We start from the raw sequence: 24,973 nt of genomic DNA, 5'->3' as shown, positions 1-24,973 counted from the left end.
ATGCTGAGGAACGGGGTGGATTGCTAAGGTGGCGCACGGGAACAAGTTTCAATCCATCGCTATACTGGTCGTTGCTGAAATTCTGACATTGAGCCTCTGGTTCATCTCCGCGGCGGTGCTGCCGGAGATGGTGGCGGAAAGTCAGATGTCGCCCGTGCGCCAGGCGCTTCTTTCCAGCGCTGTGCAAGCCGGGTTTGTCGTCGGCGCGCTGATCTCGGCGTTCCTCGGGCTGGCGGACCGGTTCGATCCGCGCCGCGTCTTCATGTTGTGTGCGGTCACAGCCGGATTGGCCAACGCCGTTCTGCTCGTGGCTCCTATCGGCGGCGTGCTGGCGATCTCCATGAGGTTCGTGACTGGCGCATTGCTCGCGGGGGCTTATCCCGTCGGCATGAAGATCGCGGCTGGGTGGGGCACGAAAGATCGCGGGCTGCTCATCGGTCTTCTCGTCGGCGCGGTGACGCTGGGGTCTGCCTCGCCGCATCTGGCCTCGCTGCTTGGCGGCGCGGACTGGCGGACGGCGGTGAGTATCACATCCGTTGCAGCCATTCTCGGAGGGCTTCTCGTTCTCGCAAGCGGTCTTGGGCCGTATCACGCCCGGGCCAAGCGCTTCGACATCAACTGCATCAAGGTCGCCTGGACGGACCGGCGCATCCGGCTCGCTTATGGCGGCTATCTCGGCCACATGTGGGAGCTTTACGCCATGTGGGCGTGGATCGGCGTGGTGGCGGCGACGTCCTATAGCGCGACGATGCCGAACAACGAGGCGGTGGAGTTTGCCAAGCTCACGGCGTTTCTCGCGATCGGGCTTGGCGGTGTGGCCTGCGTTATCGGCGGGCTCTTTGCGGACAAGATCGGTAAGCCGGAAGTCACGATCATCGCGATGGTGGTGAGTGGGGCGTGCGCTGTCGGGACCGCGCTGACGTTCGGTGGTCCGGCGTGGCTGACGTTCGTTCTGATCCTGCTGTGGGGCATCAGCATCGTGCCGGACTCTCCGCAATTCTCCGCGATCGTGGCGGATACGGCGGTGGCGGAGAACGCGGGCAGCCTCATGACGCTGCAGACGGCGCTGGGTTTCGCCTTAACCATCCTCACCGTGCAGTTGGCGCCCTTACTGGCGGAGACGACCGGCTGGCCCGTCGTTCTTATCATTCTGGGGCTGGGGCCGGTGTTCGGCGTCTTCTCGATGTCGCGATTACGCCAGCTTACGGGCCGCAAGCCGACTCCGTCTCCGGCAAAAACATGAGTGTGATCAGGGGCGAATGGAACGAAGTTCATCCGGCGCGGTTCTCAAAACGTACATTGACCCCCCATGTATGATTTTGAGGTTCCCCAATGGCAGAAATGGTTGCAATTGGTTTTGATAACCCGCAGGAAGCCGATCAAGTTCTGACCGACCTCCGCCGGATGCAAAAAGAGTATCTGGTTGATCTTGAAGACGCCGTCGTTGTGATTAGACAGCCCGACGGCAAAATACAGCTCAAGCAAAGTGTGAATATGGTCCGCATGGGCGCGGCGACCGGCGGATTGACCGGCGCGCTCTGGGGCACGCTCGTGGGACTGCTGTTCCTCAACCCGCTCGCAGGTTTCGCGATTGGCGGGCTCGCGGGTGCCGGCGGCGGTGCTCTGTCGGGCACGCTCGTCGACTACGGTATCGACGACAAGTTCATCGAATCTCTGGCGCAAACGCTCCCCAACGACAGCTCCGCGCTGTTCGTTCTGGTGCGGAAAGCGCAACCTGAGAAAGTCTTGGCCGAACTCTCGAAGTTCCCCGGCCGCGTGCTGCGCTCGTCGCTGTCACCGGAGCAGGAGGCACGGCTGCAGGAGGCGCTGTCGAAACACACGGCGGCCAACGATGCAGCGGCCGCACCTCAATCCAAGGCATCGTAAGCGCAGGCGGGAGAGAGGCCTGTCGCTCCTCTCCCGCTGATCCCCGTTAGGTCAATTCCAGCAACGCTTTTTGCATCGCCGGCAGAATGCCCGGCTCGTTGACGTCGTGGCCCGCGCCATCGACGAGTTCGAGCTTGGCATGCGGCCAGCGCTGGGCGAGGGCGTAGGCTGCCGAGGGCGGGCACAACAAATCGTAGCGGCCTTGCACGATGGTTCCGGGGATGCGTGCGAGCGCGTGCGCGTTGGTGAGTAACTGGCCGTCCTGCAGGAAGAAGTCGCTGGCGATGTAGTGCGCTTCCATTAGCGCTGTCGGGGGCAGTCGCGCTTTTTTATCGAAGCTCGTTGGAAGTTTGGCATTGCGCGGCGCAAGCTGCGACAGCGCGCGTTCGTAGGCGTTCCACATGTGCGCGGCGGGGGCGTAGACGGCCGGGTCGGGATTGTTGAGGCGGGCGAGATAGGCTTCGAGCGGATCGTCGCGCTCCCGCTTATCCAGGAACGCGACGAAGGCGGCATAGAGTTCGGGGCGAAAGCGTTTCGGGCCCTCGATGAACGCCCATTCGACCTCGGCACGCGTTCCCAGGAAGATGGCGCGCAGCACCATGCCCGCGACGCGCTTCGGGTGGGCTTCGGCATAGGCGAGCGCGAGGGTCGAGCCCCAGGAGCCGCCGACCACAAGCCACTTCTCGATCCGGAAGTGTGAGCGGATGCGCTCGATATCATTGATAAGGTGCGCGGTCGTGTTGGCGTGGCGCGCGAGGTAGGGATGGCTGCGACCTGCGCCGCGCTGATCGAACAGGATGGCGCGGTGGCGTTCGGGATCGAACACGTTGCGGCTCGTGTGCTGGGCGCCGCTGCCCGGCCCGCCGTGCAGGAACAGGGCGGGGACTCCGTCGCGGTTGCCTACCTCCTCGACGTAGAGCCAATGCCCGTCGCCGACATCCAGCATGATCGCGTCATAGGGACGGATTTGCGCGGGGCGGATCTCGGGTTTCTTTTCTGCGGCTTCAGTCATAAGGGGCGTGCGGCCTCGCGGTTCAGTTGATGTCATCCGCGCAGACTGCACGACTTCGCGCCGGTGCTCCAGTGCTGCCGGCGTTCGCTTAAAACGTTCAGAGCAGGCTCTCGTTCATTCCGCCGCGAGTTGCTCGGGCGAAAAGTGTCCGCACCAGTCTTCGGCCGCCACAACCGGCCATAAGCCGTGGCCGAGCGGATCGGGCTGGTTCACCGGGGGATTGAAGCGGCATAGCCCGTGTTCGTCCTCAGCGGTCGCGTCGTTGAGTTTGTGGTCGTCATAAAAGCGGCAGCTCTCGCAAGCGGCTGTGTGTGAATTGGGCATGGTTTACTCCATCGATGGTCAGTCTTTGGCGTATGCAACTTTGAAATGCGCGGAAGCCGCACTTGGTTTCGTGCGGCCGGCGGCGCAGGGGCTTGCTTTGACCAGATGGCGGCGTTTCGGGCGGTATGGTTCGCAGCTCACGCGCTGGGGAAATTCGCGGCTTCGATCTTGTTGCCGTCGGGATCGTAGACGAACGCGGCGAAGTAGGGCGTCATCGCGGCTTGGCGCGGGCCCGGTGCTCCAGCGCTGATGCAGCCTTCCGCGAGTGCGATATCGAAAAAGGCGCGCACGGCGTCTTCGGTCGGTGCGAGCAGGCAGATGTGGAAGCCGGTATCGGCGGGCACGCCAACGAGGGTGGGCCGTTGATTGAGCCAGAGTTCGGGATAGCGCTTGCCGAAGCCGATAGCCGTTTCGCGGGTGACGAGCCGCGTCAGCCCGAGTGGGGCGAGCATGCCTTCATAGACTTTGCCGCTGAGCTCCAAGTCGCGCACGGCCACCGAGACATGATCGATCATTGCGCCGCCTTTCTTGAGTGATGTGGCACGTGGTTTCCCATAAACACTGTCGGCCGCTCACGAACTTTCTTTGCGCCGGATTGGAGGCATTTGGCATGCCAGATTGCGAGCCCTCGCAATCAGATGTGCGAGCGCGTCGAAATTTGGTCAGCGAGCCTGAGTATGTCATAGAACGCGCAGGCGAGGCTTGGTCCTCGCCCGAAGATCGATTCAATGGGGGATACAAAATTGATGCGATATCTTGCGATGACTCTCTCGACGATCCTCGTGACGGGTTTAATGGGATCATCTGCCTTCGCGCAGTACCCGGAGCCGGACACCACCCCGGCACAGACACAAGAGCAGGCGCCGGCTGCGGCTCCGTCTGAACCGGCTGCAGCACCTGCGGAAGAACCCGCTCCGACCGAACCAGCCGAGAAGGCTGCGGAGCCTGCCGCCACGCCATCAGAGCCGGCTGCTGCCCCGGCAGAAGAGGCGGCTCCGAGCGAACCTGCTGAGAAGGCAGAGGACCCTGCGGCAACGCCGTCTGAACCGGCTCCAGCCGAGGCGCCGGCTGAAAAGGCCGAGACACCTCCTGCGGCTCCGGCCCTTACGGCGTCGGATGTCGACGGTCTGAACGTCGTTGACTCTGCAGGGAAGGAACTCGGCAGGGTTGTCGGTGTGAACGAGGCCGATGGTAAGGTTTCCAGCGTGGAGGTTGAGACCTCTGGCATTCTGGGCTCGGGCTTCTTCGCGACGACCTACGTTCTGCCGATCGACAAGATCAGCAAGGACGGCGACAAGCTGACCGCCTCCGTCACGAGCAAAGAGGCCGAGCAGTTCAAGAAGAAGTAGGATCCGAACCCCGCGTATCGGGCCTAACGACGAGCGAGGACGCACCGGTTGCAGACATGCGCCGGTGCGTTTTTGTGTTTGGCGCTAGCGCGTGCGCGGCGACTGCCTCGTGCGGAGAAGGTACGCGCATGCGTTCACGCACCCACTACCGTCATCCCGGCATTTATTGCCGGGATCCAACCCTCGGCTGGGGTGTCCGTTGCGCGGTTTTGCTTCACCCGTCGCGTCGGCAACCGCTGATCCTTGGATCCCGGGGACAAGCCCCGGGATGACGGATGAGATGTTTTTCTCGGGTCTTGCCAGCCACGAACGCTTGCGTTCACTGCATACGCTTCACGCCCTCAACACCCACCACGGTCATCCCGGCATTCATTGCCGGGATCCAACTCTCGGCTGGGGTGTTCGTTGCGAGGTCGTGCTTCACCCCTCGCGTCGGCACTGAACCTTGGAGCCCCGGGATGACGGTTGAGGTGAAGCTAAAGCTTCCTGAGCGGCGCGACACCCGGCAACGAAGGATAAAGATCAATCCAATTCGGATTGTCTCGCTCGATGAGGTTCAGCTTCCAATCGCGCGGCCATTCCTTCAGCGTCTTTTCGCGCTGGATCGCCTGCTGCACATTGGGGAGTTCCTCAAACCACACGAGGCGATGAATGGCATACCGTCGCGTGAACACCGAGCCGGTTCCGTCGCGATGCTCTTCCACGCGCCGGACCAAACCGTTCGTCATGCCGATGTACAGAGTTCCGCGTGGACTGCTGGCGAGAATGTAAACCCAAAATCGGCGCATGCGGATCTCCTGCATCATCGGAGTATGCCGTGCCCTGGCTATTATCTTTCAACGCCCGCCACTGTCATCCCGGCATTTGCTTGCCCCGGCATTCATTGCCGGGGTTGCCGGGATCCAGACCAGAGCTGGGGAGTCCGCTGCGTGCTTCTGCTGCCCCCTTCGCGTCGGTAACCGCTGAACCTTGGATCCCGGGGACAAGCCCCGGGATGACAGGCGGAGTTGTTTGCAGGGAAGCCGTCCGCCACGAACGACTGCCTTCGCTACTCAGGTGTCACGCCCTCCACATCCGCGACCGTCAGCCTGCCATCCTAGCCTTTGCTCACCAGACTCCGCACGTCCCCCACTCTTCAACCGTCATCCCGGCATTCATTGCCGAGATCCAACTCTCGGCTGGGGGATGGTTCCGAGGTTGTGCTTCACTCTTCGCGTTGGGCAACGGCTGAACCTTGGATCCCGGGGGCAAAGTTCCGCGATGACAGTCTGCGTGGCGCCCTCTATAGAAAAATTATAATGATGTTCTGTTATTTCTTTTTTCTCTGGTATAACTTTAAATCGAATACATTCTTTAGTCCTAGGTGGACCTTGAAAAACTTTGCGTCCGGGTTGAATTTACTCCTGGGGTCACGGTATCGCCACACATACTTACCGCCACCGCCATGTCCGCCAGAAGTTAGGTATCCGACAACGGAGAATTCGAATAGGGCGGTCAAAGCATCTGTAGGGTTGTCGGGCTCGCAAAAGAGTGATCTCACTTCGTGCCAAGCAGTGTCAAAATCCTCTTTTGAAAAGGTTAGCTTTGAAAGCCGTTTCAGTGGCTCAAAATAATGTTGATATTTCTCTGAATGTTTGTGTAGCTCGTCGTCTAATTCCTGAAGGAAATAATCGGAATAATCCTGCTCCGCGTTTTGGACGTGTTTATTCTCAAATGAGCGTCCCGAGCGGTTGTCGTCTTTAAATTTTTCCAGAACCTCGTTGCAGAATTGAATTATATCGCGGGGTCGTAAGTATCCGCGATCGCATATGTATGCATACTTTGATTGATTTCCTCTCATTTTTCTTTGTTCGTCAAAAATGTCCACCCAACGGATGGGGGTATCGTCGCCAAGAAGTGCTGTAAACCTTCGTTCCATCAACTCCCTGAGGCAGTGGGGTCCATTGTCCTGCCCCCAAGTTATTTCTTTGACTTGTGATTGAGTTAATTTGTTTTTGTCTTCAAATCTGATCATCGACCATATGTCGCTTCTCAGCAGTATAATCACACTCGCCCGCAGTTCTTCTTGGCGAAATCTGTCGTTGTAATATTTTGCGGCTCTGATTAGGCCAATGAGCCGCGAGTTGTATTCTGTGTCATTTGGGTCGAAGCCGATGTCTAGCTCGTCAAAGCATATGTAGAAATGTTGTTCTGTTGATAGGCTTCTGATTATACAATCTGCTATGTTTCGGTTTACTTCCGAGTAGAATTTTGGGAGGTGGTTTATGGCAATGGGCTCGACCTTTGCTGATGCGCCAGGCAGTGAAAGTCTTCCTGATAGTTTGATCGTTGTTCCAGGCGTGAATATCTTCGTTAGGTCTGGGTTTGTCGTTCCGTAACTATCGGTCACAAACTTTTCTATATCTTGGTAGGCGAAATTGCTATCGTTCCCATGGTGTCTGGCGCCTGAATTTTCGAGGAGCAGTTTTGATATCGCTAGCCCGATAAAGTACTTCCAGCTTTCTCGATAGCATTCTTCCCTCGGGACGCCTTGCTGTTTTTGGGTTGCGTGAAAATCCCAAGGGTAATCTGAGAATGTGAATCCGAGAGTGAATGTGTTCCAGTTGGCGAGAGAGAGCAACTTGCGATAAACTGCGGATTTTCCACTGCCTTTTCTTCCCGTTATCATTGTTTTTTCAAATGATATTATAGATTTGTATGCATCGTGGTCTTCGAACGCTTGAATTAAAATGTTGTCTGTGGTGGCATCAATCCCGCCAAAGCTTGGTAAGTTTGACAACCGCTTGGCTAGCTCTGTCATTATGTTGATCCTGTTATATAGGCAAAGGTCATTGGTTTTATTGGTCATGGTCAGTTTATGATTGCTGTCCCTCACCCATCCACCCCACTTGGATCTCTCCCCTGCACCGCATCGATCAAACAAAACACCGCGTAACATGCGGTAAGAAGCGTCACGACGCCGAGGCCGATGAATTGCCAGCTGGGGAAGGGGAAGGTCATGGTGACGACGGCTTCGCCGAGGGCGAGGGCCGTGACGATGATGAAGATCAGGAAGGCTTTGGCGCGCACGCTGAAGAGCGCGAGGAAGATCAAGGCACCGAGGCGCCGAAGCCGAGCCCCAGTTCGCGGTGGTAGGGCACGTCCTCCCGCAACTCCGCGGGACCGATAAAGCAGAGCACGGCGCCGGCGAGCACGCCCAGCGCGACGATCGCCAGTTTGATTTTGTCGGACAGCGACAGATCGGGTCCCATGACACCTCCCCTTATCCTGGGCCAATCGAACCGTCAGTGTGCCCTCAAATGTATCCCTTGTGCAATCCAGGTTCGGCGTCGAAGACCGGCGTAAACGCTAGCGTTTTTGTCGAAAACTTGGGGCCTGACGTCAGCGGGCAACGTTCGATCCCCAGCGCAAACTTACCCCCGCGCCTCTGGGCAGCTCCTATTCTGAGTGCAACCGCGTTTCCGAGGGGTGCCGTCCGGAGGCTGACCTGAAGGCAGGCGCGGGGGAGCAAGTCGTTCAAAACAACGGGGCTTAGCCAAGCCCTGTGAACGGCGGGCCGGCCGGGCGGACGTGATGCCTCTGACGGCGCCACCCGCATGCATCACCACCTGGGTCCCTTGCGTCGGCCGTGGCCGCCCGCCGCAACGTCCAGGCAAACCGGATCGGTGGCCTTGTCCGATCATGTTGGATCGGTAGCTCGCGGGGCGGCGTGAAGGCCGTACCAAAACACATCTCGCGGCTTTGACGTCGCTCCGCACCCCTCGGAATTTCGCGAGGGCTCCACCTCCGCCGTCACCTCGGCGCCCGTCCGGCGCGCGGGGCAATTCGGGGTGGGCCGGCGCACGTCGCACCGGCCATGTCCGTCGCTTCAGAGCTTGACCCCGCGCAGGCGCGCGGCGTTGGCGATGACGCTCACCGATGAGAGCGACATGGCGGCGGCCGCGATCATCGGTGACAACAGGATGCCGAACGCGGGATAAAGGATGCCCGCCGCGATGGGCACGCCCAGCGCGTTATAAATGAACGCGAAGAACAGGTTCTGCCGGATGTTGCTCATGACAGCTTCCGACAGGCGACGGGCGCGGACGATGCCGTTGAGGTCGCCCTTGAGCAGCGTGATGCCGGCGCTTTCCATGGCGACGTCTGTGCCGGTGCCCATGGCGATGCCGACATCGGCGGCGGCGAGAGCGGGCGCATCGTTCACGCCGTCTCCGGCCATGGCGACCACGCGGCCCGAACTCTTATGCCGTGCGACGACGGCGCTTTTCTGGTCGGGCAGCACTTCGGCTTCCACTTCGTCGATGCCGAGTTGCCGGGCGACAGCCTTTGCCGTCGTCCAATTGTCTCCGGTCAGCATGACGACGTGAATGCCTTCGTCCTGCAGGGCCTTCAGGGCTTCCGGCGTCGATGCCTTCACGGGGTCGGCTATGGCGAAGATGGCGGCGGGCTGGCCATCGACACCCATGAAGATGGCGGTCGCTCCATCCTGGCGCAGGCGGTCGGCTTCGGTGCTGAGCGGACCAACGTCGATGCCTTGCTCGGACAAGAACGCGCTGTTGCCCAGGACAATGCGCCGCCCTTCGACGGTGCCCAGGGCGCCTTTGCCCGTCGGCGAGTCGAAATCGGTAACCGATGCCGTTGGCATCCCCCTATCTTCAGCTGCGCGTACAATGGCGTTCGCCAGAGGATGCTCGCTGGCCCGTTCGACACTGGCGGCAAGACGGAGGGCTTCGGGTTCCGTCAAGCCTTGGGAGGGTATGATGGCGGTGACGGCGGGTTTGCCCTCGGTGAGGGTGCCGGTTTTGTCGACGACGAGGGTGTCGACCTTCTCCATGCGCTCCAGTGCTTCGGCATTCTTGATCAAGACGCCGGCGTGGGCGCCGCGGCCGACGCCGACCATGATGGACATGGGCGTGGCAAGGCCCAGCGCGCAGGGGCAGGCGATGATCAGCACGGAGACGGCCGCCAGCAGGCCGAAGGAGAAGCGCGGTTCGGGACCCCAGATCGCCCACGCGGCGAAGGCTACGATGGCCGCGAGGATGACGGCGGGCACGAACCAGCCCGAGACCTGGTCGGCGAGACGCTGGATTGGCGCGCGGCTGCGCTGGGCTTCGGCGACGAGTTGGACGATCTGCGACAGCATCGTGTCGCGTCCGACTTTTTGAGCCTCTATGACGAGGCCGCCGGATTGGTTCATCGTGCCGCCGATCGCTTGGCTGCCAGCTTCCTTCGTGACGGGCATCGATTCGCCGGTCACCATGGATTCATCGACGGCGCTACGGCCTTCTATCACCTCGCCATCAACCGGGACTTTTTCGCCCGGTCGGACGCGGAGATGGTCGCCGACCTGGATGTCATCGAGTTGGACTTCTTCCTCTGTACCATCGCTCTGGATGCGTCGCGCGGTCTTGGGTGCGAGATCGAGGAGGGCACGGATGGCGCCACTCGTGCTTTCGCGTGCCCGCAACTCGAGGACCTGACCAAGCAGGACGAGAACCGTGATCACCGCGGCAGCTTCAAAATAGACCGCCACGGAGCCATCGGCGGCACGGAAGGCCGGCGGAAATATACCCGGGGTGAGCGTGGCGAGCATACTATAGACCCACGCCGTTCCCGTTCCGATGGCGATCAGGGTGAACATGTTGAGATTGCGGGTGATGAGCGATTGCCATCCGCGTTCAAAGAAGGGCCAGCCCGCCCAGAGGACGACCGGGGTCGCCAGGAACATCTGAATCCAGTTGGATGTCTGCTGGTCGAAGAAGTGCCAGCCTACAAGGTGGCTGCCCATTTCCAAGATGAAGACAGGGAGAGTGAGGGCTAGCCCGATCCAGAAGCGGCGGGTCATGTCGATCAGTTCGGGATTGGGTTCCGAGTCGAGGCTGACCAATTCGGGCTCCAGGGCCATGCCGCATATGGGGCATGAGCCGGGGCCGACTTGCCGGATCTCAGGGTGCATGGGGCACGTGTAGATCGTGCCTTCGGGGACGGGTTCCTCAACGCGGTCGCCGAGGTAGCGCTCCGGATCGGTAAGGAATTTGCTCCGGCAGCCCGCGGCGCAGAAATAGTAGGTGCGGCCTCGATAGTCGGCGCGGTGCTTTGCGGTATGCGGATCGACATCCATGCCGCAGACGGGGTCTTTGACTGTGGTGCCAGCGGCCGGTGTGGTTTCAGCGCCAGCGTCGTGGCGGTGGTCGTGGCCTGAGCAGCAGCTTCCATGGCTCTTGTGGTCTTCGGATTTCGGCCCTTGTGGTGGATGGCTCATGGTGTCCTCGGATTTTGAATTTTAAACCCCTGGGGGGTATAGTCGTTGACACTTATACCCGGTAGGGGTATGCGTCAAGCATGGAACCCGAAACGGCGTCGACGTGCCTTAAACGTCTGAGCAAAATCGAAGGCCAGGTCCGCGGCATCTCCAGGATGGTTGAGGAGGACCGCTACTGCATCGACATCATCACGCAGATCGCGGCCGCCCGCGCGGCCCTTCGGCGTGTCGAAGAGGCGGTTCTCAAAGATCACGTGAGCCATTGCGTCGAGCATGCGATTGCGAGTGGCGACGCGGATGAGCAGCGGACGAAGGTGGCTGAGTTGATGGAAGTGCTCGCCCGGACAAATCGGTGAACGTCCGAAGCTGAGACTCGTTGCATCTGAGGCCGAGGATGTGGGGCTTGCCCCCGAACTGCCCGATTTTGTGGTTTGAGTTGTTACTGACCGTTGGTGAGATGAAGTTCATGTTGACGGTGGATCTGACAAGCTTGTGTGCTTGACTGATCGGGAGAATTGCTGCTCATGTCCGCGTATGCGAGGGCTATTGCTACGACTGTTGACCATACTGATGATTGCTGTCACCTGCGTAGGTGGCGGTAGGCATATTGCTGCGATCACAGATGCTCACACGGTGCCCTTGGAACTCGCCCACGCGACTGTTTATGTGGGTGAAGCCTGCGGTGCTCACGATTGCGACGAACACGGGGCCGATCATTACGGTTGCCCGCATGCCCACGTAAATTGTTGCGGTACTTTGGCACTAGCGGCAATCGAGACACCGTTCACATTTGAGGCCCAAGGCCGCACGTCGCCTTTTGATCTGGGATCGGCTGTACCGTTGAGGCAGCCATCTTACTTGCCCCAGCGCCCCCCCAGTTTCGCCGCGTGATCCGCGGCGGCACGGCGTCTTTCCGTGTCGCTTGGTATGATCGGCGCGGCTTCTTTACGCTCAAATTAATGTCGCTCGACATGTTGGGTATGGCGGAATCGCCTGCCCCTTCTGGGCGAGCGTTACGCGGGCAAGAGCCGGTGCCGAACTTAAAGCGAATAAAAGGTTCGACGCATGCATTGGCTCTTTGCCGTCATTCTATGGGCGTTTACGCTCGCGCACCCCGTTCTTGCGGGGCCCGGACATGATCACGGACACGATCATGGTGCTCAATCTGAGATTGCCGCTCCTGAAATCCCTCGGCTTCAGAGCTCCAGTTCCGATCTTGAGCTGGTGGCAACAGCGGAAGGTCATACGCTTACGATCTATCTAGACCGGTTCGCGACCAATGAGCCTGTAGAAGGCGCAACGATCGAGGTTTCCGGTGATAGTATCCCTACGGTCACGGCGTCCCCGGTTGGGGAGGGTGTCTATGAGATTGAGGGTGAGTGGCTCGACCATCCTGGGACGTACGCACTGATCTTTATGGTGAGCGCGGGCGACACCATGGATTTATTGAATGGCACGCTCGATATCCTTGGTCCTGAAGCGCCAAAACAGGATGCTGCAAATTCCTGGTCCGATCTTTTGGCTCAGCCCATGGTGTGGGCGATCGGCGGTCTCGCAGCCTTGTTTGGTTTCTTCTTTTCCTTCGCGTTTCGTCCTGCGCGGTTGCCGGGTGAACCTGCGGCCAGTGCTGTTCCTCACTCCGATACAGTCGCGAAGCAGGGTAGCAAGGCGGCGGCCGCTGTGTTGGTGGCTATCGTTAGCGTGTTGGCCCAGGCGTCCGATGTGCACGCGGGGCCGGGCCATGATCACGGAGAGCCCGCGGCGACACCCACGGGAGGGAACGCGCCTCGTAAGCTTCCGGACGGAACAGTCTTCGTTCCGAAAAATTCGCAACGGCTATTGCGTGTGCGGACGACAGTCACCGAGATCACAGACGCAGCGGAAGGCCGCGAATTAATCGGCGTGGTCATCTCAGACCCTTCTGCTTCCGGACATGTTCAGGCGCCGATGGATGGGCAGATCGAACTCACGGACCGAGGGATTGCCTTTGTCGGCCAGCGCGTCGGGCGAGGCGAGGTTCTGGCGATGCTTTCGCCAACGATCCCAGTGGCGGACCGGGGATCGCTGCAGCAATTGACTGCCGAGGTCGAAGGCAAACTGCGCATTGCAGAGCAAAAACTGGCACGCCTGACGCGGATCGCCGGCGTCGTTGCACAAAGGGAAATTGAAGATACCCAAACGGAGCTTGAAGCATTGCGCGAACAACAACGCGTGCTGGCTCCGAAATCAGCCGAGAAGCTGAAGTTGACAGCGCCGGTAGCTGGCGTGATTTCAATTGCAAACGTCAAGGCCGGACAAGTCGTTAGTGCACGCGATACGCTTTTTGAAATCGTGGATCCGCAACGGCTTTGGGTCGAAGCGATCGGTATTGGTGGCCATGACGAGATGAAAATTCAGGCGGCTTACGCGATTGATGCCGAAGGCCACAGTATCGCGCTTTCTTACGTTGGCCGATCACCGACACTTCGTCAGCAATCTCTGCCAATCCTCTTCAAAGTTGAAGACACGCATGAGGCTCTGGCTATTGGTTCGACACTTAGAGTCATCATGCAAGGCGAGAAGGAAGCACGTGGGATTGTGCTTCCGCAGGCCGCGGTTGTTCGCGCGCTCAATGGTATGGCTCAGGTCTGGGTCAAGGTTGCTCCGGAAAAGTTCGAGCCGGTAACCGTGACAACTATCGCGCTCGATGGTTCGCGAGTTCTGGTTTCAAAGGGGCTCGACGCGGAGAGTCGTGTTGTCGTGGAAGGCTCCGAACTTATCAATCAGATCCGTTAGGGTGACCCAGAGATGTTTAATGCCATCGTGCGCGGTAGCCTCGCGAACCGGTTGTTTGTGTTGGTCGCCGGCGTCGTCATCATGCTCTACGGCTTGATGACACTTAGACAACTTCCTGTCGATGTTTTCCCTGATCTCAACCGGCCTACCGTCACGCTGATGGCGGAATCCGAGGGCTTGGCGCCAGAAGAAGTTGAACTCCTCGTCACGTTTCCAATTGAGACGGCGATGAACGGAATGCCCGGTGTTACGCGTGTGCGCTCGGTATCCGGCGTTGGTTTGTCAGTCGTCTACATTGAATTCGACTGGTCGACGGAGATCTATCGTGCGCGACAGCAAGTCTCTGAGCGACTGCAATTGGTTCGTGAACAATTGCCGAGCAACATCACGGCGCAAATGGGCCCCATCTCGTCGGTGATGGGCGAAATAATGCTGATCGCCATGTCGAGTACGACGGCTGATCCGATGACGCTTCGCGAGCTTGCAGACTTTACGGTGCGTCCGCAACTTCTCACGGTTCCTGGAGTATCTCAGGTCATCCCCATTGGGGGGGAGGTGCGCCAATATCGGGTTATTCCGGACCCCCGGCGTATGGCGGCGGTTGATATCAGCTTTGAGGCTATCGAGAAGGCGATTCAACAGTTTGGCGGTAACACGGGTGGCGGCTTTGTTGACCTCAAGGCACGTGAATTTTTGATTCGGAATATTGGCCGCACCACGAAGATCGAAGATCTCCAGAATTTGGTGGTGGCTTACCGCGATGGCCGTGTGATCTCGCTTAGTCAGGTGGCAAAGGTCGATTTCGCGGCGCGTACTAAGCGCGGCGATGCCGGGTTCAATGCAAAGCCCGCAGTAATCCTGGCAGTCCAAAAGCAACCGGCGGCCGATACGGTCACGATCACGCGTGGCATCGAAGAAATGCTGCCTGAACTCCAGCGCGTGATGCCCGAAGGCGTGCGTGTGACCGATGTGCAATTCCGTCAAGCAACGTTCATCGAGACTTCGATCAAGAATGTGATGACGGTGTTGGTTGAAGCGCTCGTGGTCGTGGCGATCGTGTTGTTTGCATTTTTGGTGAACTGGCAAACGACGTTCATTTCTCTGGTGGCTATTCCGCTCTCGGTGCTGACGAGCGTCATTGTCTTTCAGATCATGGGCCTTTCCATCAATACGATGACGCTAGGTGGCTTGGCGATTGCCATCGGTGCTTTGGTCGACGACGCGGTTGTTGATGTTGAAAACATCTATCGGCGTCTTGGATTACACCGTGCCTCCGGAGGGCGCGACCAACGTAGTATCCAGGAGGTGGTGGCTGAGGCTTCGATTGAGGTGCGATCAGGCATTCTCTACGCCACCGCAATCATCGTGCTGGTGTTCATTCCTCTGTTCGCTTTGTCGGGCATCGAAGGGCGTTTGTTTACCCCGCTGGGTATCGCATTCATCGTGTCGATCGTAGCGAGCTTGATCGTCTCGATGACTGTTACCCCGGTGTTGTCGTACTGGATACTTCCGCGGATGCGGCACCTTGGCGAGCGCGAGAGCCCGTTAGTGCATGTTCTTAAGCGCTGGCAGAAGCGAGGGCTTGAGTGGTGCTTTGATCGCCCCACTTTCGTACTGGGTATCCCAGCTGTTGCGGTATTGGCGGCGATTTTCGCAGGGTCGCTACTCCCGCGCGCCTTCTTGCCAGCATTTAACGAAGGTACGGTCCTGGTCAGCGTTACACTGCAACCTGGAATCAGTCTGGCGGAGTCTGACCGTATTGGCCGTTTGGCCGAAAAGATTGTGACGCAGGTACCAGAAGTGCATTCCGTGGGCCGACGCACGGGGCGAGCCGAGCTCGATGAGCATGCGGAAGGCGTCCACACGAGTGAGTTGGATGTCGATCTGAGGCAATCCGATCGTAGCCGTGAAGAGGTTCTCGCTGACATTCGCAGTCGCTTGTCGGTGCTTCCCGCCAGCATCACGGTGGGACAGCCGATCGCGCATCGTCTTGACCACATGCTTTCTGGGGTGCGGGCGCAGATCGCGCTTAAGATCTACGGTGATGATTACGACACGCTTCGTAGTCTAGCGACGGATCTGGAAAAAAGGCTTGAGAGTATCCCGGGCATCGTCGATCTCCAGACAGAAAAGCAGGTGCGTATTCCGCAGCTGCAGGTGCGCGTCGATTATGAGAAGGCAAAGCGCTATGGTCTCAATCCGAGTGTAATTACGGAAGCGCTGGAAACTCTCTCAAATGGCCGCGTCGTTTCACAGATTATCGATCAGTCAAAGCGGTTCGATGTCGTCTTACGTCTGAGCGACGAAGACCGCAGTACGCGCGCGCTGGGTGAAATGCTGATCGAAAGCCCCGCTGGTCGTATTCCTCTGAACGCGGTTGCGGAAGTTCTCGAGACGGATGGGCCCAATCAGGTTCTGCGGGAAAACGGTCGCCGACGAATCGCGGTACTCGCCAATACTGATGGTTCCGACATGGCCAAAATCGTGGAGGATATTCGTGCCGAGGTTGCGAGGTCAGATTTCCCGCAGGGCTATTTCACTAGCCTAGAAGGGCAGTTTCAAGCGCAGGAAGAAGCATCGCGACTTATCGCAGCCCTGTCGATGTTATCGCTGCTCATGATCTTCGTTGTGCTCTATTCTCGTTATCGTTCCGGGGTGTTGGCTCTGATCATTATGGGCAACGTGCCGCTTGCGTTCATTGGCAGTGTGGCTGCGTTGTGGATTGCCGGGCAGCCATTCTCGGTTGCGAGCGCGATTGGATTTATCACCCTTGCCGGCATCGCGACGCGGAACGGCATTTTGAAGATCAGCCACTACATCAATCTCGTGCTGTTCGAAGGGGAGCAGTTCGGGCGGAAGATGGTGATCCGCGGAACGCTAGAGCGATTGACGCCAGTCCTTATGACGGCCTTTGCCGCGGGTATTGCGCTTGTGCCTTTGATGATTGGTGCAGGCGAGCCTGGGAAAGAGATACTCAATCCCGTGGCAGTGACGATTTTTGGGGGGCTGATCTCAGCCACGCTCCTCGACGCTTTCCTCACGCCAGTGCTGTTTCTGCGGTTTGGTCGAAAAGCCCTGGAACGGTTGATGGTCAATGAGGACACGCTGGTTCACGCCGAAGCCTTCTAAACCTAGAGAAAACGGAGGAATATATGGTCAAGCAACTCTTGGCAGTGCTCGCTCTCGCCGTCATCACGGTCGCGCCGCTGCAGGCTCATGAGGACGAGCACCATAAGAGCAAGCACGGAGGAGTGATGGTTGAGAGTGGCCACCATCACCTTGAAGTCGTCGCCAAAGATGGAACGCTAGAAATTCATGTCATTGGCGAGGATGGCAAGCCGGAGGATGTTACCGGAGCCAAAGCGAAGGCGACTATCTTGTCAGATGGCAAGAAGGTTGATGTTCCGCTCTCTTCGGCATCAGATGGTGTGCTGAAAGGGGCCGGTGCGTTCAAAGCGTCTAAAGGCGCCACTATCATCGTGACGCTATCAATGGATGGCCACAAACCGGAGCAGGCACGCGTCAAGCTCGATTAGGTTGATGGGGGCGGTGGCGTGCGTCGCCGCTTCTCACCTCAGCAAAAAGTTCTGCTGGCTCTTGGATTTGGAAAGTGCGCTAAACACAGCCGAAACCAAATCAAGCAGTAATTGTACTGTTGAGTAACGTGGCCGTGACAGAAAGAGGGCGTGGGTAGTGCCGCTGAGCGATGTTCAGCCCCGGGAGGAGCACATAGATAACGGCGCCGGCGGCTAGGTCTGCCTTTCTCATCATTGTTGGCAATTGCACGCCATGGTTCCACCCGTGATCGCTCGATGAGCTGACGCGGGTAGCCTGATCCGTTGGTTTGGGCGCAGATGCGGAATTGTGTCGGAATTTGGGTAGTGACTCGCGCTGCGACTTTTTGGAGCGCGGGATAGGGAGCCGTTGGCTCCGAGCGCACTTATGGGCCAAATTTGCGCACCGTGTTGCGTTATGATGTGCCTAAAGCGGTGCGGAGTGATATATGGCGCGAATGCTTGGGGAGCCCACGGGTTTGCATGCGAGAGACAATTTCCAAACTAAGCGATCTTCTTGACCGGCGCGAAAAGTGGCAGGCGTTGCTATTGCTTGTGCTGATGCTCGCTTTGGGATTGGTCGAAATGGTGGGGGTTGCGTCGATCCTCCCGTTGATCGCAGTTCTTTCGGATCCGAGTATTATTCAAACGAACCCCTATCTTCGCTGGGCGTATGAGGCGCTCGGGTTTTCTAGCGTAAACAGCTTTCTTATCGTCCTCGCTGCGTTGGTTTTTCTCGTCATTGTCGTGCGCACGGGGGTCACTGCTGTTACGAGTTATGGAGTGCTGCGCTACGCACAAATGCGGAGCCATGCCCTGAGCGTGAAGTTACTCACGTCTTACCTTCGCCGTCCCTACGCGTGGTTTCTGAACCGCCATAGCGCGGACATGGGCAAGTCGGTGCTCTCTGAGGTCGAACAGGTTGTCAACGAAAGCTTGATGCCGTGTTTGCAGCTCGTATCCCGGCTCATCATTACCCTTTTCATAACCGGCTTGGTCGTGGTTATCGAACCTGTCGTTGCTATTGGCGTGCTGGTTGGCGTCTCGTTGGCTTACGGTCTCGTGTTCCTGGCGGTTAGTACGTATCTACGCCGTCTGGGGAAGGAACGCGTGGCGGCTAACCGTGCACGGTATCAGATCGCGCAGGAAGTGTTGGGGGGCGTCAAGGAAGTTAAGATCGGAGGGCTTGAGCCGGGCTACGTGCGCCGCTTTTCAAAGGCGTCGCAGCATTTCGCACGTCTTAGAAGCCGTTTTCAGCTGGTGCGTGAAGTTCCGCGGCATCTGTTGGAGTTGGTGGCAATCGGTGGTGTTCTTGTTGTCATTCTCGTGCTGCTCTTTCGCGCTGATGGCAACCTCAAGACTGCATTGCCAATTATCGCCCTTTACGCCTTTGCGGGATTGCGGCTTTTGCCGGCTGTTCAGACGATTTATCAGAGCTTGGTGGCATTGCGTTTTGGTGGCCCTGCGTTGGATGCACTACACCGAGAGCTTTGCGAGGCTGATGGTCAAGCATCGGATTGGGCGAATGTGGTTCCGCTGCCTTTGCGAAGCCAGATCGAGCTTGATCATGTAGACTTTTCCTATCCACAGGCCGGGCGACCTGCGCTCAGGGACGTTTCGCTCAGAATACCCGTTCACACGTCTGTCGGGATTGTTGGAGAGACGGGGGCTGGGAAGTCGACGCTCGTTGATATCATCCTCGGTCTGCTTGAACCGCAAAATGGGCGGTTGCGCGTGGATGACGTACCTATCGAGCGTTCGAACGTGAGGGCATGGCAGCGCTCCGTGGGTTATGTGCCACAGCATATATTCCTGGCGGACGAGAGCATTGCGGCCAATATCGCCTTTGGGGTTCCACTTGATAAAATTGATCAATCGGCCGTCGAGCGCGCAGCGCGGATGGCGAAATTGCATGATTTTGTCATGAGCGAGTTGCCGCACGGGTATGCGACCGAGGTTGGTGAAAGAGGGGTACGTCTTTCAGGTGGACAGCGCCAGCGTGTCGGAATCGCGCGCGCCTTGTATCACGATCCGGACGTGTTGGTTTTGGATGAGGCGACAAGTGCGCTTGATAATAGGACTGAGAAAGCAGTCATGGACGCCGTAAACAATCTGGCTCATCGCAAGACCATCATCATGATCGCCCACCGGCTGACGACTGTCAGTGGGTGCGACGCGATCTTTATGGTGGAGAGGGGAGCTGTGAGGGTTGCCGGTCAAGGGGAACTGGGTGAACTAGGAAATGCGGCCCAGGTCTTGGGAGCGACGTAAAGAGATACTGGCAAGATAGATGTTTAAAGCACTGCCACTCGATCCAGTGGTTACCATGGCAAAGCACCTTAGCGGGCGGAGCATCGTGCTATCGTACCCGAAGTGCGGTCGCACCTGGCTTTTGAATGTATTCATGAACTACTGGTGGCGTTGCGATCAGCAAGCGGACAAGCCGCTGCCCTTTGTACTGAGCACCCAGAGTGAGCCTGCAAGACGCTTTGCTCGTTCTACAGGGATTAATTTCACACATGGCGGTAAGCTGGGCGCGATGAGGGCCGGTGCGCGGCCCTCTATAAGGGCGACTGACCTTCGAGCCCTAAAAACAACTCTGCTGGTTCGAAACCCTGTCAGCGTTATTGTCAGCTACTATCACCATCTTCGTCGCCCTTCGAAATCCGTTAAATTTGACGGAGGATTTGCGGATTTTGCACTTGGGCCTTGGGGTGCGGAGGCACTCGCTCGATACTACAACGATGTTATGCCGCCACTGCTGCGCAACCCGAGAGCTCAAGTGGTGCGTTACGAGCAGTTGCATTCTGCTTCATCCGGCCGTGAGGAAGCCTTCGAGACATTGCTTTCGCATCATTTTGGAAAGATTGATGTTTCGGCGCTTCTATGGGCAATAAAATCCTGCGAGCCAGACCAACTTCGTTCCAGATCAAGAGAAACTGGCCCGTCGCGAGTTCGAAAGGCGAAGATTGTTCCGGATGACGAGATGTTGACCGATGACCTTGCCCAGAGAGTGCATTGGATCATGAACTCGTCCCTAAAAGCAGAAGTGTTTTCTGTCGTATATCCGGAAGGGTGCAATTACCTTTGACGTTAATCTACGAGGGCACGGCGCAAGCGAGTTATGAAGACGGGGCACGTCGAACGTGAAAATTATTCTACACATCGGCCAGTCAAAGACTGGGACGTCGGCGATTCAAGATTTTCTGACGCGCCATCGAAAGCAATTAGCAGAAAGAGGAATTCTCTATCCTTCGCCCCGTGTCCACGGACTCCCCATCGATTTCGGGAATCATAATCCCTTAGCGGACTCTCTGGCTGGTGTTGTTCGGTATCCGCACATGAGTGCGAACGAGTATTTTAGTCAGTTCTTTTCGGATGCCGACCGAATGAGCGCCAAATTGATGATCCTTAGCGCAGAACATTTTTTTGGCGGACAGCCGAGAGTTTGGGATGTAAAAGATGAGGCCGATTATTTTCTCCAATACAGAAAGAAGGTTGAGACCCTTAGAGGATATATTGGCCATCACCAAGTTTCCATTATTGTTTATCTTAGACCTCAGGTTGACTGGCTTTCTTCGAGCATTGCACAGGTGATAACCTTTGGAAGATTGGTCCACAAGGACTTGTCGCACGAAGATGATCGTTCTTATTACGAGAGGCGAAAGTTCTTACTAAGGTACGGTAGTAGACTGGATATTTGGGAAGAAGTTTTGCGTCCTAGAGAGCTGCAAGCCGTTCCGTATGTGCGTGAGCGTTTGTTTCAAAAAAGTAGTGTTTCAGATTTCCTTGAACGCTGTGGAATTGATTTTGAGTTCGCTAAAGTGGAGGCGGCTAATGCCAGGGCAAATATATCTTTGTCTCGCGAATATCTGGAGGTGAAACGACTGCTTAACCGGGAGCCAAAGAGCCGTTCGGTAGAGCGAGCGATTGTCCATAGCTTGAAAAAGCTTTCACGTGAGAGCAGCTTGGGAACCGCATACCGCGTTGATCCTGAGGTAGTTAAAGATCTTGAAGCATATGTTGCGGAAGACAATTCTAAGTTGACGCAGAGGTACGTGATTGGATCAGAGCCATTTGTAGCCAAAGTGGCCTATCGTGGCGACGATATGGTTCCGCTTGACGAAACGCTCATAGCTCGGGCGCGCACCGCATTCGAGCAGGAGTATAGTCGCCCTCTCACAACATTGTTCATTCTTAGAGATGTGACGCTTGCTACTTTGCGAAGATACGTAACGCCTGCTCATGCTGCCGTTCATCAGGCGAAGAGATTGTGGCGGTCCGTAAGGTATGGTCGGCGGCGGCATTTGGGCAAGCCGTTGAGCTGAAATCAGGGTCGGTTCGTGACGTTGAGGCGGTGCCACCCGCCTTCGCGCAAGACAAAAGAGGGGGAGAGGAAATCAATTAGAAGCTTGATGGGGTCTTCATCTATGCGGAAATGAAGAAAACGTGGATGCTCCTTGAAATAGCTAAGGACGGCGATCGAATGTATTTCGTACGTTTGTCGCCAAATGTCTTTGACACCATTAGCATCAATGTTCCACGCAGCCATCGATCGAGCCAAGTGAGTGCCGTTGTGATGAGTGCAGCGAGAGCGAATCCAGTTCTCAACACTGCGGTCGTTGAAGATGAAATATGCTTGTGGGAACAGTTCATGGAATAGGCGAAAATGTCTATTCCCCTCGATTTGTTGTTCCTTTGTTGAGCATATAATGTCGCTGTAAGCTGTTGCGCGTGTAAGGTAACGACGTAAAGCTGATTTGTCATGGTGGAGCGCTTCAATGCTTGTGGCCAACCGACCATGATCCCAGTGCGCCGACCGTATCGCATAACGCGTAAGTAGGTGATGAAGTGAAGTTGTTCCGCATTTGTTGAAGCCGATGAAGAATATCTTTTCGTCGGGAAAGCGGAATTGTTGCAGAATGTTCCATCCGCGATCTATTAGGTCGGACATGTGAGCGGCTCCTTGGTACAACGATGGTAAGGTTATCATAGAAAGGCTTTTTTGTGATTGATCGAAGTCACTCGTTGGATGGGTCTCAAGTCGGTGTGACAGATGCCTTTTGGTACGCTCGACGCCACGGGGAAACCGTCGGAGCGGCAACAACTGTTCTTGAAGCGGTTTCGAAGTGCGTTCGCGTGCAAAGCGCCGTGGATATTGGTTGCGGAACCGGTACATGGCTGGCGGTCGCAAAGCAATTCGGAGCAGCAAAGGTGCTAGGACTTGATGGGCCGCATGTTCCTGTCGAGCATTTGGATATCAACTATACAGAATTCCAAGCGACGGATTTGACGAAGCCTCCCGAAAATCTTGGGGTCTTCGATCTAGCAATATGTTTAGAAGTTGCAGAGCATCTACCTGTCAGCTTTTCTGAGGAACTCCTTGATTTTTTGACCAGCCTATCCAACACCGTCGTTTTTTCGGCTGCAATTCCCGGTCAAGGCGGGAATGGTCACGTTAATGAACGGTGGCAAGAGTTTTGGGTATTGCGTTTTCAAGAGCGTGGCTACCATTGTTATGACTTCTTGAGGCCCTTGATATGGAATCGGAATGATATTCCTCAGTGGTATTGTCAGAACATTTTTTTGTTTTCTAGAAGGGATGACCTCGCGAGTATTGCAACAAAGTCAGGCTATTTTTGCCTCCCAGCGTCAATGCGTAATGTGGTTCATCCCAAGACGTTTTCGCACCTCGTAACCCGAGTAGACAATCCCGGAATCATGAGAAGCGTGCAGTTGTTGAGGCGTGCGGTACTGTCAAGGTGGAAGCGTTCTTTTGCCAGCCGTACCGAAAGAGCCCATTAGAGCACATGGAGTCGTTACTTCCCATTATCACGGTTGGCATTACTTGCCACAACGCTGCGGACACGATTGAGCGCGCGGTCAAGAGCGCGTTGGATCAGGACTGGCCGAATTTGGAAGTCATTGTGGTGGATGACTGCTCCAGCGATCAGTCGCGGCAAGTTCTGGAAACGCTGGCTCTCAGTGAACCTAAGCTTAAAGTGTTAAGGCATGGAATCAACAAAGGTTATCCTGGTGCGCTCAACACGATCATCAATGCTGCGTGCGGCGAGTTCGTCGCCATATTCGACGATGATGATGATAACCTTCCCTCACGGTTAAGGGCTCAGTACGAACGAATCACGGATTATGTGCGCGCGAGTGGAGCAGAGTTGGTTTTTTGCTACGCCAATCGGAGCGTCGTAAAGTGCGGCCAAGCGGATCCAGACCATGTTGCTCTCGCCATTGGCCGCCGTGCGCCAGAACCCAACGGTCCAGCGGTTGCCGACTTTGTCCTCGATATATCGACTGACACTTATTACGTCTGGGGTATGTTTGGAAGCTGCACGCTTATGGCGCGCAGGAGCGCGTTCCTAACGGTCGGGCCGTTTGATGAGAGTTTTCGGCGTTGCGCAGAATGGGACATGGCCGTTCGCGCCGCATTTAAGGGGGCGCACTTTATCGCCGTCGACCGACCGTTGATCACGCAATACAAAACGCAAAGTGCGGACAAGTCTGGCGCCTTGCCGCTCAAATATTCCCTTCTTTTGCGCGAAAAGCACTCCAGTTACCTCAGGCGCCGCGGATTATACTTTGTCTCCCGAGCTCTGGCGCGCTCTAATTTCTATGGTAGCAAGGGGCGAATATGGGTAAGCCGGGCCTATCGCTTAATGGCGATGGCGCTGCGTTCGTTTCCCTTCCGCAAATTCGTGGATAGCGCTGGCTTCGGGAAGTTCAACCTCCTAACGAGGGGGAGGGATAGCCAAGGCAACCGCAGAGAAATCGGATCTCACAAGTCTCGATGAAATATCTTGTTCATATTGGCTATCCAAAGGCCGCAAGCACTTGGCTCCAAACGCACGTCTTTTCCGGAGTGGTTCCCGCGATTTGCCCCTTGCGGAATAGTGGGAGAAAAGATCGTGCCTATGCTAAATCGGGCGGTGAGCTGTTCTATGACCGGGATGCTTTTGGCACCTTTGTTAATGTATTCCAGTTCAATTCGACTGGCATACGGGCGCAGATTGAGTCTAGGACAGACGAATGCGCACCAGTCACCGTGTTATCCAATGAAGGCTGGTGTGGTCATCCGTTCGCCGGAGGTGTTACCGGGAAAGCGTTCGCTGAACGAATCCATGCCGCGCTGCCCGAAGCAACGATACTGATAGTCGTGCGCAATCAGCCGGATATGATCGTCTCTATTTATTTACACTTTCTAACCCAGGAGGGGGGGAACCTTACACTTCACGAATTTATTCGTCCTGTAAAATGGGTGCATCGGCCATCTTTTGCGCTCAGCCACCTTAGCTATATGAACCTGATCCACTGTTATGATGGTTTGTTTGGCCGCGATCGTGTTGTGGTCGTGCCATTCGAACTAATTAAACGGTCACCAGAAGCTTTTGTTAAGCCGATCTTTGAGGCCGTGGATGTCCCCGTCCCAGAAGCTTTACCGACTGGAGCGGAGAATGCGCGGAACATCAAGCATGCAGTTGCGATCAACCTAATACCTCGTCTTAACTCAGGCCATCCGGTGGTACAGTCAGCATTTGGGGCCGCGGCAAAGTTTTTGCCAGAGCGGTTCGCTAAGCGCCGACGAGCAGAAATGATCAACTATCTTCAGGGTGAGCTTGGCGACTACTACAAAGCTAGTAATAGGGAACTCCAGGCAAGGATGAAGTGCGATCTAAAATCTCTGGGATATCTCGTGTAATTCCTTGGCCTAGATTGTCGCGTACCGGTTGCACAGGCGCGCTCCGCCGGGTGTTGTTGGTGGTTGGTAACCCAACAGCTCCATGAGTGAAGGCCACTG

The 24,973-nt window shown here is 56.8% G+C and carries 22 protein-coding genes; 13 read left to right on the top strand and 9 right to left on the bottom strand.

The features are described 5' to 3' along the window. Positions 1 to 28: 28 nt before the first annotated feature. Together BLS30_RS17390 and BLS30_RS17385 are read left to right on the top strand one after the other, a co-directional pair. Positions 29 to 1,243: an MFS transporter gene (locus tag BLS30_RS17390; RefSeq protein ID WP_210184062.1), complete on the top strand. Its 1,215-nt coding sequence runs from the start codon at positions 29 to 31 to the stop codon at positions 1,241 to 1,243. Positions 1,244 to 1,332: 89 nt separating this feature from the next. After that, the gene (locus BLS30_RS17385; RefSeq protein WP_046478538.1) at positions 1,333 to 1,887 is read left to right on the top strand and encodes a DUF1269 domain-containing protein; all 555 of its coding nucleotides are present in this window, start codon (positions 1,333 to 1,335) and stop codon (positions 1,885 to 1,887) included. 46 nt (positions 1,888 to 1,933) lie between these two features. Here the strand turns inward: BLS30_RS17385 and pip are convergent, their stop codons facing one another. The 3 genes from pip to BLS30_RS17370 form a co-directional block, all read right to left on the bottom strand. Continuing rightward, on the bottom strand, positions 1,934 to 2,899 hold the full coding sequence (pip, locus tag BLS30_RS17380) for a prolyl aminopeptidase (RefSeq protein WP_090230757.1): 966 nt from the start codon (positions 2,897 to 2,899) through the stop codon (positions 1,934 to 1,936). Positions 2,900 to 3,013: 114 nt separating this feature from the next. Beyond that, the gene (locus tag BLS30_RS17375) at positions 3,014 to 3,223 is read right to left on the bottom strand and encodes a hypothetical protein (protein ID WP_046478539.1); all 210 of its coding nucleotides are present in this window, start codon (positions 3,221 to 3,223) and stop codon (positions 3,014 to 3,016) included. A gap of 137 nt (positions 3,224 to 3,360) precedes the next feature. Further along, positions 3,361 to 3,738, bottom strand: a complete 378-nt coding sequence (locus BLS30_RS17370; RefSeq protein WP_090230724.1) for a VOC family protein — start codon at positions 3,736 to 3,738, stop codon at positions 3,361 to 3,363. Positions 3,739 to 3,951: 213 nt separating this feature from the next. Between BLS30_RS17370 and BLS30_RS17365 the strand changes: the two genes are divergently transcribed. Beyond that, on the top strand, positions 3,952 to 4,572 hold the full coding sequence (locus BLS30_RS17365) for a PRC-barrel domain-containing protein (protein ID WP_090230721.1): 621 nt from the start codon (positions 3,952 to 3,954) through the stop codon (positions 4,570 to 4,572). 476 nt (positions 4,573 to 5,048) lie between these two features. Here BLS30_RS17365 and BLS30_RS17360 read toward each other — a convergent pair whose 3' ends face one another. The 5 genes from BLS30_RS17360 to BLS30_RS17345 all read right to left on the bottom strand — a co-directional run bounded on the left by BLS30_RS17360 (position 5,049) and on the right by BLS30_RS17345 (position 10,834). Next, a complete protein-coding gene (locus BLS30_RS17360) occupies positions 5,049 to 5,360 on the bottom strand; it encodes a GIY-YIG nuclease family protein (protein WP_046480405.1) in 312 nt (103 codons plus the stop codon). 521 nt (positions 5,361 to 5,881) lie between these two features. Further along, a complete protein-coding gene (locus tag BLS30_RS17355; protein WP_139165391.1) occupies positions 5,882 to 7,372 on the bottom strand; it encodes a P-loop ATPase, Sll1717 family in 1,491 nt (496 codons plus the stop codon). Positions 7,373 to 7,443: 71 nt separating this feature from the next. Continuing rightward, positions 7,444 to 7,665: a hypothetical protein gene (locus BLS30_RS17350; RefSeq protein WP_090230716.1), complete on the bottom strand. Its 222-nt coding sequence runs from the start codon at positions 7,663 to 7,665 to the stop codon at positions 7,444 to 7,446. Then, positions 7,662 to 7,823, bottom strand: a complete 162-nt coding sequence (locus tag BLS30_RS18195) for a hypothetical protein (RefSeq protein ID WP_170832508.1) — start codon at positions 7,821 to 7,823, stop codon at positions 7,662 to 7,664. Before BLS30_RS18195 ends, BLS30_RS17350 begins: the two co-directional genes overlap by 4 nt. A 617-nt stretch (positions 7,824 to 8,440) precedes the next feature. Continuing rightward, the gene (locus tag BLS30_RS17345; protein ID WP_090230712.1) at positions 8,441 to 10,834 is read right to left on the bottom strand and encodes a heavy metal translocating P-type ATPase; all 2,394 of its coding nucleotides are present in this window, start codon (positions 10,832 to 10,834) and stop codon (positions 8,441 to 8,443) included. Positions 10,835 to 10,914: 80 nt separating this feature from the next. Between BLS30_RS17345 and BLS30_RS17340 the strand changes: the two genes are divergently transcribed. The 7 genes from BLS30_RS17340 to BLS30_RS17310 all read left to right on the top strand — a co-directional run bounded on the left by BLS30_RS17340 (position 10,915) and on the right by BLS30_RS17310 (position 21,491). Further along, positions 10,915 to 11,190: a metal-sensitive transcriptional regulator gene (locus tag BLS30_RS17340; protein WP_090230710.1), complete on the top strand. Its 276-nt coding sequence runs from the start codon at positions 10,915 to 10,917 to the stop codon at positions 11,188 to 11,190. Between the two features lie 709 nt (positions 11,191 to 11,899). Continuing rightward, entirely contained in the window at positions 11,900 to 13,609 is a 1,710-nt protein-coding gene (locus tag BLS30_RS17335) for an efflux RND transporter periplasmic adaptor subunit (RefSeq protein WP_090230707.1), read from the top strand. A 12-nt stretch (positions 13,610 to 13,621) separates the two neighbouring features. Continuing rightward, positions 13,622 to 16,738 carry an efflux RND transporter permease subunit gene (locus BLS30_RS17330; RefSeq protein ID WP_090230704.1) on the top strand — a complete coding sequence of 1,039 codons (3,117 nt, stop codon included), beginning with the start codon at positions 13,622 to 13,624 and terminating at the stop codon, positions 16,736 to 16,738. Between the two features lie 23 nt (positions 16,739 to 16,761). Beyond that, the gene (locus BLS30_RS17325) at positions 16,762 to 17,145 is read left to right on the top strand and encodes a hypothetical protein (RefSeq protein ID WP_046478547.1); all 384 of its coding nucleotides are present in this window, start codon (positions 16,762 to 16,764) and stop codon (positions 17,143 to 17,145) included. 501 nt (positions 17,146 to 17,646) lie between these two features. Continuing rightward, positions 17,647 to 19,434, top strand: coding sequence for an ABC transporter ATP-binding protein (locus BLS30_RS17320; RefSeq protein WP_170832507.1), 1,788 nt, complete (start codon positions 17,647 to 17,649; stop codon positions 19,432 to 19,434). A gap of 19 nt (positions 19,435 to 19,453) precedes the next feature. Next, positions 19,454 to 20,254, top strand: a complete 801-nt coding sequence (locus BLS30_RS17315; protein WP_090230702.1) for a sulfotransferase domain-containing protein — start codon at positions 19,454 to 19,456, stop codon at positions 20,252 to 20,254. Between the two features lie 55 nt (positions 20,255 to 20,309). Then, the gene (locus tag BLS30_RS17310; RefSeq protein ID WP_090230699.1) at positions 20,310 to 21,491 is read left to right on the top strand and encodes a hypothetical protein; all 1,182 of its coding nucleotides are present in this window, start codon (positions 20,310 to 20,312) and stop codon (positions 21,489 to 21,491) included. Positions 21,492 to 21,493: 2 nt separating this feature from the next. Here the strand turns inward: BLS30_RS17310 and BLS30_RS17305 are convergent, their stop codons facing one another. Beyond that, positions 21,494 to 22,117 (bottom strand): sulfotransferase, encoded by a 624-nt coding sequence (locus BLS30_RS17305; RefSeq protein WP_090230697.1) that lies wholly within the window; start codon positions 22,115 to 22,117, stop codon positions 21,494 to 21,496. Positions 22,118 to 22,212: 95 nt separating this feature from the next. On the opposite strand from BLS30_RS17305, the gene BLS30_RS17300 reads away from it, so the two are divergent. From BLS30_RS17300 to BLS30_RS17290, 3 genes are read left to right on the top strand one after another with little or no spacing between them, the layout of a single operon-like run. Further along, complete coding sequence (locus tag BLS30_RS17300; protein ID WP_170832506.1) at positions 22,213 to 22,968, top strand: methyltransferase domain-containing protein; 756 nt, start codon at positions 22,213 to 22,215, stop codon at positions 22,966 to 22,968. Positions 22,969 to 22,973: 5 nt separating this feature from the next. After that, complete coding sequence (locus BLS30_RS17295; RefSeq protein WP_090230691.1) at positions 22,974 to 23,969, top strand: glycosyltransferase family 2 protein; 996 nt, start codon at positions 22,974 to 22,976, stop codon at positions 23,967 to 23,969. Then, positions 23,966 to 24,874, top strand: a complete 909-nt coding sequence (locus BLS30_RS17290; RefSeq protein WP_090230689.1) for a sulfotransferase — start codon at positions 23,966 to 23,968, stop codon at positions 24,872 to 24,874. The genes BLS30_RS17295 and BLS30_RS17290 overlap by 4 nt, the downstream gene beginning before the upstream one ends. Positions 24,875 to 24,973 lie beyond the last annotated feature (99 nt).

It is taken from the genome of Filomicrobium insigne, assembly GCF_900104305.1.
In the GTDB taxonomy this organism is placed as follows: domain Bacteria; phylum Pseudomonadota; class Alphaproteobacteria; order Rhizobiales; family Hyphomicrobiaceae; genus Filomicrobium; species Filomicrobium insigne.
Note: the sequence above shows the minus strand (reverse complement) of the source record. Positions and strands in the feature narration are given on the sequence as shown.

What these genes read in the sequence shown, in the direction of transcription:
- BLS30_RS17385 (WP_046478538.1), top strand. Translation starts at nt 1,333, where the DNA reads ATGGCAGAAATGGTTGCAATTGGTTTTGATAACCCGCAGGAAGCCGAT.
- pip (WP_090230757.1), bottom strand. Translation starts at nt 2,899, where the DNA reads ATGACTGAAGCCGCAGAAAAGAAACCCGAGATCCGCCCCGCGCAAATC.
- BLS30_RS17375 (WP_046478539.1), bottom strand. Translation starts at nt 3,223, where the DNA reads ATGCCCAATTCACACACAGCCGCTTGCGAGAGCTGCCGCTTTTATGAC.
- BLS30_RS17370 (WP_090230724.1), bottom strand. Translation starts at nt 3,738, where the DNA reads ATGATCGATCATGTCTCGGTGGCCGTGCGCGACTTGGAGCTCAGCGGC.
- BLS30_RS17365 (WP_090230721.1), top strand. Translation starts at nt 3,952, where the DNA reads ATGGGGGATACAAAATTGATGCGATATCTTGCGATGACTCTCTCGACG.
- BLS30_RS17360 (WP_046480405.1), bottom strand. Translation starts at nt 5,360, where the DNA reads ATGCGCCGATTTTGGGTTTACATTCTCGCCAGCAGTCCACGCGGAACT.
- BLS30_RS17355 (WP_139165391.1), bottom strand. Translation starts at nt 7,372, where the DNA reads ATGACAGAGCTAGCCAAGCGGTTGTCAAACTTACCAAGCTTTGGCGGG.
- BLS30_RS18195 (WP_170832508.1), bottom strand. Translation starts at nt 7,823, where the DNA reads ATGGGACCCGATCTGTCGCTGTCCGACAAAATCAAACTGGCGATCGTC.
- BLS30_RS17345 (WP_090230712.1), bottom strand. Translation starts at nt 10,834, where the DNA reads ATGAGCCATCCACCACAAGGGCCGAAATCCGAAGACCACAAGAGCCAT.
- BLS30_RS17340 (WP_090230710.1), top strand. Translation starts at nt 10,915, where the DNA reads ATGGAACCCGAAACGGCGTCGACGTGCCTTAAACGTCTGAGCAAAATC.
- BLS30_RS17335 (WP_090230707.1), top strand. Translation starts at nt 11,900, where the DNA reads ATGCATTGGCTCTTTGCCGTCATTCTATGGGCGTTTACGCTCGCGCAC.
- BLS30_RS17330 (WP_090230704.1), top strand. Translation starts at nt 13,622, where the DNA reads ATGTTTAATGCCATCGTGCGCGGTAGCCTCGCGAACCGGTTGTTTGTG.
- BLS30_RS17325 (WP_046478547.1), top strand. Translation starts at nt 16,762, where the DNA reads ATGGTCAAGCAACTCTTGGCAGTGCTCGCTCTCGCCGTCATCACGGTC.
- BLS30_RS17320 (WP_170832507.1), top strand. Translation starts at nt 17,647, where the DNA reads ATGCGAGAGACAATTTCCAAACTAAGCGATCTTCTTGACCGGCGCGAA.
- BLS30_RS17315 (WP_090230702.1), top strand. Translation starts at nt 19,454, where the DNA reads ATGTTTAAAGCACTGCCACTCGATCCAGTGGTTACCATGGCAAAGCAC.
- BLS30_RS17305 (WP_090230697.1), bottom strand. Translation starts at nt 22,117, where the DNA reads ATGTCCGACCTAATAGATCGCGGATGGAACATTCTGCAACAATTCCGC.
- BLS30_RS17295 (WP_090230691.1), top strand. Translation starts at nt 22,974, where the DNA reads ATGGAGTCGTTACTTCCCATTATCACGGTTGGCATTACTTGCCACAAC.
- BLS30_RS17290 (WP_090230689.1), top strand. Translation starts at nt 23,966, where the DNA reads ATGAAATATCTTGTTCATATTGGCTATCCAAAGGCCGCAAGCACTTGG.